Origin of the sequence: Mesorhizobium sp. M0960 (genome assembly GCF_040319055.1) — a bacterium.
Taxonomy (GTDB): domain Bacteria; phylum Pseudomonadota; class Alphaproteobacteria; order Rhizobiales; family Rhizobiaceae; genus Mesorhizobium.
In genome coordinates, this window is the sequence record NZ_JAMYNN010000006.1 from 126,983 (window position 1) to 139,635 (window position 12,653).

The window sequence follows — 12,653 nt, forward strand, 5'->3', positions numbered from 1 at the left end:
TCAGCCGCCCATTCTGCCGCGCGGCAGCTTGATCATATCGCCGAAACGGGCGCGCAATTTGTCGTCGACGGGCTTCGGCACATGGCGCGGGAAGCGTTCGGCAAGCACGCGTTTCTTCTCGATGATCGCCCGCTGCAAGATGTCGGGCCTGCCTTTCTCATTCCATTCCTTCGGCGAAAAGCGGTCGCCGACGGCCGGATAGAAATATTCGGTCTGCATCAGCCGCAGCGTCTGCTCGTTGCCGAGATAATGGCCCGGGCCCTTCAGGCAGACATCGGCGATGGTGTCGATGGACAGCGACTCGTCCGTCACCTCGATGCCGCGCACGCAGCGCAGGCAGTGGCCGAGCATGTCGTTGTCGATGATCAGGCTCTCAAGGCAAAAGCCGAGCAGCGAGGCGTGCATGCCGGCCGATTCGTAAACCAGGTTGAGGCCGGCAAGACCGGCCATCACGTCGGTTATGCCCTTTTCGTAGCCTGACTGAATGTCAGGCAGTTTCGAATCCGTCATGCCGGCGGCCGAACCGCCCGGCAGGTCGTAAAATTGTGCCATCTGCGCGCAGGCCGCGGTCAGCACCGCCTGCTCGGCCGAACCGCCCGACATGGCGCCGGTCCGGAGGTCCGAGACGAACGGCCAGGTGCCGAAGATTGCCGGGTGGCCCGGCTTGATGGCGTTGACATAGATTAGGCCGACCAGCACTTCGGCGACCGCCTGCACCACGGCACCGGCAATCGCCGCCGGTGCCGTCGCACCTGCCTGGCCTGCCGACAGCAGCAGGATCGGAATGCCGCCCTCGACACAGGCTTCGAGCACGCCGCAGGCGTCCTCGGCAAACTTCATCGGCGGCACGACGAAACAGTTCGAATTGGAGACGAAAGGCCGCGCGCGAAAATTCTCTTCGCCGCCGGCGATGGCATAGAGCATGTCGAGCGCCGGCTTGACGTTCTCACGCACGGTAAACGAGGTGCCGACATGCTTCGACGTGCCCATGACACAGGCGTAGAGCGTGTTGAAATCCATATCGAGCGGGTCGGGGATGTCGCGTGGCACCATCGGCCGCTGGAAGAAATGGATGTTGTCGAGCCCCTCGACCAGACGCGCCGCATCGTAAATGTCCTGCAGCAGCGACTCGCGATACTCACGCTTTTCGACATCGACAAGATGCACCGCAGCACCAGCCGTGCCGTAATGCACACGCTTGCCCTGGATCACCATGTCGTGCTTCGGATCCTGGCCGTGCAGGGTGAAATGCCGCGCCGCTTTCTTGATCGTTTCGACCACCAGACCGCGAGGAAAGCGCAGGCGGCCGTCCTCGCCAAGCGTTGCGCCGGCCTTGGTCAGTACCTCAATGCAAGAGGGGATGGCGTTGGCGAAACCGACCGTCTCCAAAAGGGTAAGCACGGCCTCGTGGATACGTTCGCAATCATTGCCGCTGAGCGGGCTGTAGCTTCCGCCTTCGAGGCCGGCGCGCACCGGCTTGACGTCGTCGGCGAGCGGTGCCGCCCGCATGGCGCGGCGCGCCTCGCGCCCGCCGGACCGCCGCGAACGCTGGTCTGCGGACACGTCCTGCTTCTCATGGGCCATTGGCATGAAGGCACTCCAACTTTAGCTGCGGAGCGGGCGCGGCGGTTGGTCCACCATCGGCCTGCTTCGTCCCCTTTATACAGCGACTATGCCGCCGGCATTGGCACAGCCTATGTGCCAGCCGGTCCCGTCGCATATGCCAAGGAGCTAAAGAACCGGAGCCGCACTACATGCGCCAGGCTCCGGTCGGGGAAGGGAGATCAGGCCGCTGCCGGCCTGCGTCCAGCTGCCGTCGCCAGTTCGCGGATGCCGGGTTCGATGTGCTGCAACGCGATCGAGGAAATGCCCAAGCGCATGAAACGCGATGGCTTTTCGGTGCGGTCGAAGAAGCGGTCGCCAGGCTCGATGATGACGCTGCGCGAGGCCGCGGCCTCCGCCAGCCCGCGCGAATCGGTGCCGCGCGGTCCCTCGAGCCAGAGCGACGTGCCGCCGGCCGAATCGGTCGAGCGCCACTCCGGCAGGAAGGCGGAAATCGCATGGACCAGACGCTTGCGCCTCTCGTCGAAGGCGCTCGACAGCCGCCGCACCAGCGCCTCGTGATGGCCGAGCGACAGGAACAATGCGACGGCGCGCTGGTTGTTTGCCGGCGGGTGGCGCAGCATGAAGCGGCGCAGCGCCCGAAGCTCGGAGATCAGCCCGGCCGAGGCGACGATGTAGCCGAGCCTGAGGCCGGGAGCCAGCGTCTTCGACATCGAGCCGACATAGACGACGCGGCCGGACCGATCGAGGCTCTTCAGCGCCTGCTGCGGCGCCTCGTCCAGGAGCTGGCTGTCATATCCGTCCTCGATGATGATCTGGTTGTAGCGGTTGGCGCGCGCCAAAAGATCCTGCCGCCGCTCTGCCGACAGCGGCACCATGGTCGGGCAATGGTGGCTGGGCGTGACGAAGACGAAGCCGGAATCATTGGGAATGGCCGAGGTTACGATGCCGGAGTGGTCGACCGGAACCGGCTGGATGTCGGCGCCGGCCAGCCGGAAGATCGAACGTGCATCGGGATAGCCCGGGTCCTCCATCGCCACCTTCGAGCCCTTGGTCATCAACAGCGTCGCCAGCATGTAAAGCGCGTTCTGCGCGCCCAGCGTCACGATGATCTCGTCCGGATTGGCGAAGATGCCGCGCCGCGGCAACAGCCGTGCCTGGATCTGCTCGATCAGGAGGGGATCGTCGCGGTCGACCATGTCGGACGCCCAGTTGCGGATTTCGAGCACCGCCAGCGCCATGCGGTTGCACTCGCGCCATTCGGCGGTCGGGAACAGCGCCGGGTCGAACTGGCCATAGACGAAGGGGTAGGACGATTTGATCCAGTTGTCGTGCTTGGCCGGCGGTGGCATGTCGCTCGCCGCGATCTGCCGGCGGGCCTTCCAGTCGATCTCGTTGGCTTGGTCGGGCGCCTTCTGGTGCGGTTTGGCCGGCGTCGCCAGCACTTCGGGATTGACGAAGTGGCCGCGGCGCTCGCGCGCCACCAGGAAGCCCTGGTCGACCAGCTGCTGGAAGGCCAGCACCACGGTGCCACGCGCTACGCCGAGTTTTTCGGCGAGAATCCGGCAGGACGGAAGCGGCATGGAAGCCGCGATCTGCCGGTCGAGGATGGCGGCGACGATCGCCTGACGGATCTGCGCCTGCAGGGTCTGACCGGATTCCGCCGAAATCCGGAACAGGCCGGACCATATGGCCGTGTCGTTTCTCTGTGGCATGGGAGATGTTCCTCGATGGCCAGCTTTTTTCACTTGGCTGGACCAGTCGAATGTACCGGTGGCACAAGGTGTTGCGCCAATCAATTTTTCTGATCGCTGGGATTTATGCCAGTGATCCTTTGCGCCGGCCCACGCTGCTCTGCGGCATCGCTGCGCATTGAAACGGATGGAATTCGACCCGATAGTTTGCCGCGACGACACGCGCCGGAAACATCCGGCCTGATAAGATGCATCTCAAGAGACCGGAGCGAAGCAGTGGATCAATCGTCCTTTCAAAAGCAGCTCGACTTGTTGCGCGATCATCGTGCGGCCAAATCGGGCTCGATGCGCGAGGCTTTCGCTGCCGATCCGCAGCGCTTCGAGAAATTCTCCGCCAGCGACGGCGACCTGCTGCTCGACTGGTCGAAATGCGCGGTCGATGCGCGGACGATGGAGTTGCTGGAGAACCTAGCTGAGGCCGCCGACCTCGAAGGCCGGCGCGACGCGATGTTTGCTGGCAAGAAGATCAACGTCACCGAAGGCCGCGCCGTGCTGCATACCGCGCTGCGTAACCTTACCGGCAAAGGCATCGTGCTCGACGAGGGCCAGGACGTGAAGGCGGAAGTCCTCGGCGTACTCGACGCGATGGGCGCCTTCGCCGACGCGGTGCGTTCCGGTAAGGCGGCCGGCGCGACCGGCAAGAAGATCACCGACATCGTCAACATCGGCATCGGCGGCTCCGATCTCGGCCCGGCCATGGCGACCTTGGCGCTGGCGCCCTATCATGACGGGCCGCGCGCGCATTACGTGTCCAATATCGACGGTGCCCATATCCACGACACGTTGAAGGGTCTTTCCGCCGAAACCACCCTGTTCATCATCGCCTCCAAGACCTTCACCACGGTTGAGACGATGACCAATGCCGAGACGGCACGCAGATGGGTCGAGAAGGCGCTCGGCAAGGAAGCGGTCGGCAAGCATTTCGCCGCCGTCTCGACGGCGCTCGACCTGGTCGCCAAATTCGGCATCGCAGCCGACCGCGTCTTCGGCTTCTGGGACTGGGTCGGCGGCCGCTATTCCGTCTGGGGTGCGATCGGCCTGCCGGTGATGATCGCCATTGGCCCGAAGGATTTTCGCGCCTTTCTCGACGGCGCCCATGAGATGGACGAGCATTTCCGCACCGCGCCGCTGGCGAAGAACCTGCCGGCGCTGATGGGGCTGATCGGCTGGTGGCATCGCGTGATCTGCAAATATCCGGCTCGCGCCGTCATCCCCTACGATCAGCGTCTGTCCAGGCTGCCGGCCTATCTGCAGCAGCTCGACATGGAATCGAACGGCAAGAGCGTCACCCTGGATGGCGGCGCTGTAACGACGCCGACCGGCCCGCTGGTCTGGGGCGAGCCCGGCACCAACGGCCAGCACGCCTTCTTCCAGCTTCTGCATCAGGGCACCGATTTCATTCCGGTCGAATTCCTCGCCGCTGCCGTCGGCCACGAGCCGGAACTGAAGCATCACCACGACCTTCTGCTTGCCAATTGCCTGGCGCAGTCGGAAGCCTTCATGAAGGGCCGCACGCTGGAGGAAGCCCGCGCGCAGATGCTGGCGAAAGGCATGAAGCCCGCCGATGTCGACAGGATTGCTCCGCACCGCGTCTTCTCCGGCGACCGCCCCTCAGTGACGATCCTTTACAGGAAGCTCGACCCACATACATTCGGACGGCTGATTGCGCTTTACGAACATCGCGTCTTCGTCGAAGGCACGCTGTTCAACATCAACTCCTTCGACCAGTGGGGCGTCGAGCTCGGCAAGGAACTGGCGACCGGGCTGCTGCCCGTCGTTGAAGGCAAGGAGAATGCCGCAAAGCGGGATGCCTCGACTGCCGGACTGGTGGAATACATTCACCGCTTGCGCGGCCCGGAGTGAAAAGCTTGGCGGACATCAAGGGAATATTGTTCGACAAGGACGGCACGCTCGTGGATTTCAACGCGACATGGCTGGGCATCGCCGACTTCATGGCGATGGATGCGGCCGAAGGCGATCGCTGGAAGGCAGACAGGCTGCTTGCGGCGGCGGGCTTCGACTTCGCCACAAGGCGCTTCAAGCCGGATTCTATCTTTGCCTCCGGGACCAACATGGACGTCGTCGAACTGTGGTTTCCGCGGCTGTCCGACGAGGACCAGATGCTTGCCGTCGCCCGCTTCAATGCCATCACCTCGGCGCAAGGATCGGCGATGGCCGTGGCGCTGCCGGGTGTGGTCGAGACGCTTGGGCTGCTTCACAGAAAATCCTACCGGCTTGGCGTCGCCACCAACGACTCGACCAGCGGCGCGGAAAAGACCTTGGTCACGCTGGGCGTCGCGCAGCTTTTCGAAGCCGCCTATGGTTACGACGCGGTGGCCAATCCAAAACCGGCGCCGGATACGATCCTTGCCTTTTCGGATCTGACAGGGCTCAGGCCGGCGACGATCGCAATGGTCGGCGACAATCGTCACGATCTGGAGATGGCGCGCGCCGGCGGCTGCGGCCTGGCGATCGGCGTGCTGTCCGGCACCGGCACACGTGAATCGCTGTCACAGATCGCCGACGTCATCCTGGATTCGGTGGCTGATCTGCCCGATTTTCTTGCGGCCCGGGTCAGCGAGACGGTCTAGACTCGTAGTTATCTGGTCCGAACGAGAACACGCCGCTCGGTTTCATCGCCGCATTCCTGCCCTCGCCGACATCCGGCACCTCGTATTCGGCCAGCAGGCGAAGCCGCGAGCGCGGCAGATAGGCGCGGCCCGGATCGCCGATCAGCACGGCGATGCCGGCAGCAAGGCAGCGGTCGAGGAAGGGAACGACCCGGCCGGCAAGATCGCGGGCGTAAAACAGGTCGCCGACCACCACGATGTCCACCGGTGGCGGCGGACCGCCGGTGATGTCGTCGCCAACGATCATGATAGCGACGCCGTTCGCAGTCGCATTGAGGCTGAGCGCAACCACACCATTACGATCGATCTCGGCCGCGACGACCGCGCTGGCTCCGGCTTTCGCCGCAGCGATGCCGACGAGGCCCGAGCCGGCGCCGAGGTCGAGCACGCGACGCCCGGCCACGGTCTCCGGCCGGTCGATTATGTAGCGGGCAAGCACCGCGCCGCCGGCCCAGACATAGGCCCAGTACGGTGGCTCCGGTTCAGGTTCGTCTTCTTCGGTCCCATGTTGGTTCCATTCGAGAAGCCGCCTGAGGCCGCTTCCCGGATGGGCGGTGTAAAGCCGGATTTCGGGAAGCGCGGGCACGGGGGCGATCCGCATGTGCGCCCGGATGAACTCTGCCGGGTCTGGCCGCGAACCTATATCCACGGCGTTAGAGCCGACGATGCAATCGCTCAAGCTGCGCCTAGCCCCGCAACGCTCGTCGCAGGATCTTGCCGACCGGTGTCTTCGGCAGTTCGGTGCGGAACTCGATATATCTGGGGCGCTTGTAGCCGGTCAGGTTCTCGCGGCAATAAGCCGTCAGCATCTCGGCGGTCAGTGCCGGGTCCTTTTTGACGACGAACAGCTTTGGCACTTCACCCGAATGCTCGTCCGGCACGCCGATCGCCGCCACCTCGAGTACGCCCGGATGCTGCGCCACCACCTCCTCGAGTTCGTTCGGGTAGACGTTGAAGCCGGAAACCAGGATCATGTCCTTCTTGCGGTCGACGATCTTGGTGTAGCCGCGCTCGTCCATGAAGCCCATGTCGCCCGATTTGAAGAAGCCGTCCTCGGTCATCACCTTGGCGGTCTCGTCCGGCCGGTTCCAGTAGCCGGCCATCACCTGCGGTCCGCGGATGCAGATTTCGCCGACCTCGCCGAGCGGCAAATTGTTGCCATCGTCGTCGCGGATGGCGATCTCGGTCGAGGGCAGCGGCAGCCCGATCGTGCCGGTGTAGACTCCGTCGCTGAATTTGTTGGCGGTCGCCCCCGGCGAGGTTTCGGAGAGTCCGTAGGCCTCGCTGATCGGGCAGCCGGTCAGCGCCTTCCAGCGCTCTGCGATGCCCTTCTGCACTGCCATGCCGCCACCCAGCGTCAGGATCAGCGGCTTGAAGTCGAGCCTGCGAAAATCCTCATTATTGAGCAGCGCATTGAACAGCGTGTTGAGGCCAGGAAAGATGTGGATCGGGTATTTCTGCAGCTCCTTGACGAAGCCGGGAATGTCGCGCGGATTGGGGATGAGCACGTTCTGCGCGCCCTGCTGCATTCCCATCATCGCGTTCACTGTGAGCGCAAAGATATGATAGAGGGGCAGCGCGCAGAGGAAGTTCATATGCGCCGGTTTCGGCTTGACCGTGTAGGCGTCTTCGACCCAGAGCGCGTTCTGCGCGACGTTCGCCAAGACATTGCTGTGCAAAAGCATCGCGCCCTTGGAGATGCCGGTCGTACCGCCCGTATATTGCAGGAAGGCGATGTCGCCGGCCACGACCTCGGCGGATTTGAAGGTCACGCCGGCGCCGGCCTTCAATGCGGCGTTGAATTTGACATGGCCGGGCAGCGACCATGCCGGCACCATCTTCTTGACGCGGCGCACGACGAAGTTGACGATCGTTCCCTTGAGCCCGCCGAGCATGTCGCCCATCGTGGCGACCACGACATGCTTGACCGCGGTCCTGGCGATCACCGCCTGCAAGGTGCAGGCGAAATTTTCGAGGATGACAATGGCTTGAGCGCCGGAATCCTTGAGCTGGTGCTCAAGCTCGCGCGGCGTGTAGAGCGGATTGATGTTCACCACGACATAGCCGGCGCGAAGCACCGCCATCATCGCCACCGGATATTGCAGCACGTTCGGCATCATCAGCGCGACACGTGCACCCTTCTGCAACCCCTTTGATTGCAGATAGGCGCCAAACGCAGCCGACTGTCGCTCGAGATCGGCATAGGTGATCGATTTGCCCATGCAGACGAAGGCCGGCCGGTTCGCAAACTGCTTGCAGGCGGCGACGAGAAAGTCACCGATCGAGCTGGAGGGCAGGGCGCCGATCTCGGCCGGCACGATCTTTGGGTAACTCTGGAGCCACGGTTTTTCAGGCAGGCCGGCGGTCAGCGAGGTGATCGCCTTCGGCAATCTTCTGGCTGAAGCTGCCGCCTGTTTGGGCGCTGGCACTGCCTTCGCCGCCGGCTTGACGGTGGGGTACTTTGCGGCAGGCGCCGCCTTGCCGGCTGCCGGCTTGGCAGTCTTTCCAGCCGTGATCTTCGTCGCCGGCTTCGCACTTGCCTTCGCGGTAGTCTTCGGCTTGGCGGCGGCCGCTTTTGGCTTGACCGCTTTCGATATTGCCTCGGCCTTTGCTTTCGCCGCGGTTGTTGTCTTTGCCGGTTTCGCCACCTGTCGCTCCCTCAATCATTCTTATTGTTCGGCACGCTTGAGTGCCACCGCCGCCCCTGACAAACAAAGGTATCCCACGCTTGCCGCAATGTCCGGAGCCTGGGGAATCCACCACGCTGTCCATCTATCTATGTATTGCCACTAGCAGCGGCCGTGCAAGCCTCGCCCACCTGGCAGTGCGGCAAGACTTGCCATCAAAGCTCTCGGCCGCGACCGGTTTTCGGACGCGCATCTCTTGAACCGAACGGCTCGATTCCCCGAATTGGCGGCATCGCCGATCAACAAAAAATTGAAGTCGCTAATAATGTCGTGATCTGCGGATTTGGCTCGTTTTTTCCACAATTCGCCGCATGCCGGATTTTTTTTCTGCTTCCCGTGGGTTAGGCAAACAAGCAGTTCCAAAGCCAGAAAAACGGTGCTTATATGCGGCCTTCGCGAGCCTGATAGAGGGGCTTGGAAGAACATCAGGGAGTGCTCAATGAAAAAGAAACTGACTTTTGCAGCCGCGTTGCTGGCTGCAAGCGTCCTCGGCGGCATGGCCAATGCAAAACAACTGGTCTATTGCTCGGAGGCATCGCCGGCCGGCTTCGACCCGTCGCCATGGAGCGGCGGCAACGACTTCGACGCTTCGTCGCGCACCATCTATTCGCGCCTGGTCGAGTTCGAGCATGGCAAGACCACCATCTCGCCCGGCCTGGCGGAGAGCTGGACGGTTTCCGACGACGGTCTCGAATACACCTTCAAGCTTCGCCCGGGTGTGAAATTCCAGACGACGGATTATTTCACGCCCACGCGCGACCTCAACGCCGACGACGTGATCTTTTCCTTCGAACGCCAGTGGAAGAAAGAAAGCCCATGGTACAGCTACCTGGAAGGCACCGGCTGGGAGTATTTCACCGGCATGGGCTTCCCCGATCTGCTGAAGGAAATCGTCAAGGTCGACGATCTGACGGTGAAGTTCGTGCTGAACAAGCCTGAAGTCGCCTTCCTGCCGGACCTCGGCATGGATTTCGCTTCGATCGTTTCCAAGGAATATGCCGACCAGCTCGACAAGGCCGGCACCAGGCAGCAGTTCACCCAGAAGCCGGTCGGCACTGGTCCGTTCCAATTTGTCGACTATCAGGTCGATGCGGTCGTACGCTATGCGGCATGGGACGGCTACTTTGGCGGCCGCCAGAAGATCGACGATCTGATCTTCGCCATCACGCCCGATCCGGCCGTGCGCGCGCAGAAGCTGAAGGCAGGCGAGTGCGATATCATGTCATACCCGGCGCCGGCCGACATTGCCGGGCTGCAGGGTGACGCGAACCTGAAAGTCGACGAGCAGGAAGGCCTGAACATCGGCTATCTCGCCTACAACACGACGCTGCCGCCCTTCGACAAAGTCGAGGTCCGCAAGGCCCTCAACATGGCGGTAAACAAGAAGGCGATCATCGACGCGGTCTATCAGGGCGCCGGCGCGCCGGCCATCAACCCGATCCCGCCGACCATGTGGTCCTATAACAAGGACATCAAGGACGATCCCTACGATCCGGAGGCGGCCAAGAAGATGCTGGCCGATGCAGGCGTCAAGGATCTGTCGATGAAGATCTGGGCTATGCCGGTCAGCCGCCCCTACAACCCGAACGCCCAGCGCGTCGCCGAGTTGATCCAGGCCGACTATGCCGCCGTCGGCGTCAAGGCGGAGATCGTCAGCTACGAATGGACGGAGTATCGCCAGCGCGGCAAAGCTAAGGATCGCGACGGCGCCTTCCAACTGGGCTGGACCGGGGACAATGGCGATCCGGACAACTTCTTTTTCCTGCTCGGTTGCGATGCCATCGGCCAGTCCAATTATGCGATCTGGTGCAACCAGGAATTCGAAGCCCTGCTGAAAAAAGGCAAGGCGACGACGGACGTCGCCGAGCGCACCAAGATCTACGAGGAAGCTCAGGTGGTGTTCAAGCGTGAGGCTCCGTGGCTGACCATCGCCCACTCCAAGGTCTTCATGCCGATGAACAAGAAGGTGTCGGGCTTCGTTATGGACCCGCTCGGCATTCATCGGTTTGACGGCGTCGACGTCACCGAATAAGTCCTGAGAAATTGAACGGCGGCGCTGGACTTCCTGCGCCGCCGTTCTATGAAGCAAGATGCTCCGTTATCTCCTCCACAAGCTCGCTTTGATCATCCCGACCGTGTTCGGCATATCGCTGGCGGCGTTCGCTTTCGTCCGGCTTCTGCCCGGCGATCCCATTCTGGCCCTGGCCGGCGAGCGCGGCGTCAGCCCCGAACGCTACGCCCAGCTCATCGAGCAGTTTGGCTACAACCGGCCTTATGTCATCCAGTACCTGGAATATATCGGCAGGGTCCTGACCGGCGATTTCGGCATATCGATTGCCACCAAGCGGCCAGTGCTCGGCGAATTCCAGGCGCTGTTTCCAGCCACGCTGGAACTGGCGACGGTGGCGTTGATCATCGCCGTCCTGCTCGGCATTCCTGCCGGTATCTTCGCGGCGGTCAAGCGCGGCTCGTGGTTCGACCAGGCGACGATGGGTGTCGCGCTGACCGGCTATTCGATGCCGATCTTCTGGTGGGGGTTGCTGCTCATCATCTTCTTCTCCGGTTATCTCGGCTGGACGCCGGTTTCCGGCCGCATCGGCCTGCAGTATTTCTTCAGGCCGACGACCGGGTTCATGCTCATCGACAGCCTGATCTCCGGCAGGAGCGGCGCTTTCAAATCCGCCGTCAGCCATTTGATCCTGCCGTCCATCGTGCTGGCGACGATCCCGCTTGCCGTCATAGCGCGCCAGACTCGCTCGGCGATGCTCGAGGTGCTGGGCGAGGACTATGTCCGCACCGCGCGCGCCAAGGGCCTGGCGCCGCGCCGTGTCATCGGGCTGCACGCTTTTCGCAACGCGCTGATTCCGGTGGTCACCACCATCGGACTGCAGGTCGGCACGTTGATGGCGGGCGCCATTCTTACCGAAACCATTTTTTCCTGGCCCGGCATCGGCAAATGGATGATCGACGCCATCGGCAAGCGCGACTATGTCGTCGTTCAGAGCGGATTGCTGATCATCGCGCTGATCGTCATGGCGGTGAACCTGATCGTCGACGTGCTCTACGCCGTCATCAATCCGCGCATCCGGGTGCAGTGAGATGACCGACGAATCCGCCGCCGAAGCCACCGCTGCCTCCATCCCGACAGGCGGCAGGCAACGCGCCTTCGCCGAGTTCTGGCACTACTTCTCGATGAACACCGGCGCGGTCATCGGCCTTGTCGTGTTTTCGGCGTTGGTGCTGGTGGCGGTCTTTGCGCCGTTCGTCGCGCCGCATTCGCCCGACGAGCAGTTTCGCGATGCGCTGCTGGCGCCCCCTGCCTGGCAGCAAGGTGGCAAATCGATGTTCCTGCTCGGCACCGATGCGGTCGGCCGCGACATGCTTTCGCGGTTGATTTTCGGGGCGCGTTTCTCGCTGTTCATCGGCCTGGTGGTGGTCGTCTTCTCGCTCACCAGCGGCATCGTGCTTGGCGTGCTCGCCGGCTATTTCCGCGGCTGGGTCGACACGCTGATCATGCGCATCATGGATATTATCCTGGCCTTCCCGTCGCTGCTTCTGGCGCTGGTGCTGGTGGCGATCCTCGGCCCCGGGCTGTTCAACGCCATGCTGGCGATCGCGCTGGTGCTGCAGCCGCATTTTGCGCGTCTCACCCGCGCCGCCGTGATGGCCGAAAAGAACCGCGAATATGTCATCTCCGCCAAGGTGGCTGGTGCCGGTCATCTTCGCTTGATGGTGAGGACGATCTTGCCGAACTGCCTGGCACCGCTGATCGTGCAGGCCACCCTGTCCTTCTCCAACGCCATTCTCGAGGCTGCGGCGCTCGGCTTCCTCGGTGTCGGTGCGCAGCCGCCGACGCCGGAATGGGGCACGATGCTCGCCTCGGCGCGCGAGTTCATCCTGCGCGCGCCTTGGGTAGTGACCTTCCCCGGCCTTGCCATTCTGATCACTGTGCTTGCCATCAATCTGATCGGCGACGGCCTGCGCGATGCCTTCGATCCCAAGCTGAAGAGGTCATAATC

9 protein-coding genes are annotated in these 12,653 nt (G+C 62.9%); 5 read left to right on the forward strand and 4 right to left on the reverse strand.

Features of this window, described 5'->3' with window-relative positions; all coding sequences use genetic code 11:
* Nucleotides 1–1,590: a trimethylamine methyltransferase family protein gene (locus tag NKH63_RS14310; RefSeq protein WP_352483296.1), complete on the reverse strand. Its 1,590-nt coding sequence runs from the start codon at nt 1,588–1,590 to the stop codon at nt 1–3.
* A 194-nt stretch (nt 1,591–1,784) separates the two neighbouring features.
* Nucleotides 1,785–3,278 (reverse strand): MocR-like pyridoxine biosynthesis transcription factor PdxR, encoded by a 1,494-nt coding sequence (gene pdxR, locus NKH63_RS14315; protein ID WP_352467513.1) that lies wholly within the window; start codon nt 3,276–3,278, stop codon nt 1,785–1,787.
* A 255-nt stretch (nt 3,279–3,533) separates the two neighbouring features.
* Between pdxR and pgi the strand changes: the two genes are divergently transcribed.
* Together pgi and NKH63_RS14325 are read left to right on the forward strand one after the other, a co-directional pair.
* The gene (gene pgi, locus NKH63_RS14320) at nt 3,534–5,180 is read left to right on the forward strand and encodes a glucose-6-phosphate isomerase (RefSeq protein WP_352493739.1); all 1,647 of its coding nucleotides are present in this window, start codon (nt 3,534–3,536) and stop codon (nt 5,178–5,180) included.
* Between the two features lie 5 nt (nt 5,181–5,185).
* A complete protein-coding gene (locus NKH63_RS14325; RefSeq protein WP_023717885.1) occupies nt 5,186–5,908 on the forward strand; it encodes an HAD family hydrolase in 723 nt (240 codons plus the stop codon).
* Here NKH63_RS14325 and NKH63_RS14330 read toward each other — a convergent pair.
* Both NKH63_RS14330 and NKH63_RS14335 read right to left on the reverse strand, forming a co-directional pair.
* The gene (locus tag NKH63_RS14330) at nt 5,892–6,548 is read right to left on the reverse strand and encodes a class I SAM-dependent methyltransferase (RefSeq protein WP_084642516.1); all 657 of its coding nucleotides are present in this window, start codon (nt 6,546–6,548) and stop codon (nt 5,892–5,894) included. The two genes, NKH63_RS14325 and NKH63_RS14330, sit on opposite strands and share 17 nt — an antisense overlap.
* Before the next feature lie 85 nt (nt 6,549–6,633).
* Entirely contained in the window at nt 6,634–8,595 is a 1,962-nt protein-coding gene (locus NKH63_RS14335) for a long-chain fatty acid--CoA ligase (RefSeq protein WP_023717883.1), read from the reverse strand.
* Between the two features lie 478 nt (nt 8,596–9,073).
* Here NKH63_RS14335 and NKH63_RS14340 point away from each other — a divergent pair, with 478 nt between their 5' ends.
* From NKH63_RS14340 to NKH63_RS14350, 3 genes are read left to right on the forward strand one after another with little or no spacing between them, the layout of a single operon-like run.
* Nucleotides 9,074–10,666 (forward strand): ABC transporter substrate-binding protein, encoded by a 1,593-nt coding sequence (locus NKH63_RS14340; protein WP_023717882.1) that lies wholly within the window; start codon nt 9,074–9,076, stop codon nt 10,664–10,666.
* Between the two features lie 58 nt (nt 10,667–10,724).
* On the forward strand, nt 10,725–11,732 hold the full coding sequence (locus NKH63_RS14345; protein ID WP_023676822.1) for an ABC transporter permease subunit: 1,008 nt from the start codon (nt 10,725–10,727) through the stop codon (nt 11,730–11,732).
* Nucleotide 11,733: 1 nt separating this feature from the next.
* Nucleotides 11,734–12,651: an ABC transporter permease subunit gene (locus tag NKH63_RS14350; RefSeq protein ID WP_023717881.1), complete on the forward strand. Its 918-nt coding sequence runs from the start codon at nt 11,734–11,736 to the stop codon at nt 12,649–12,651.
* Nucleotides 12,652–12,653: the final 2 nt, after the last annotated feature.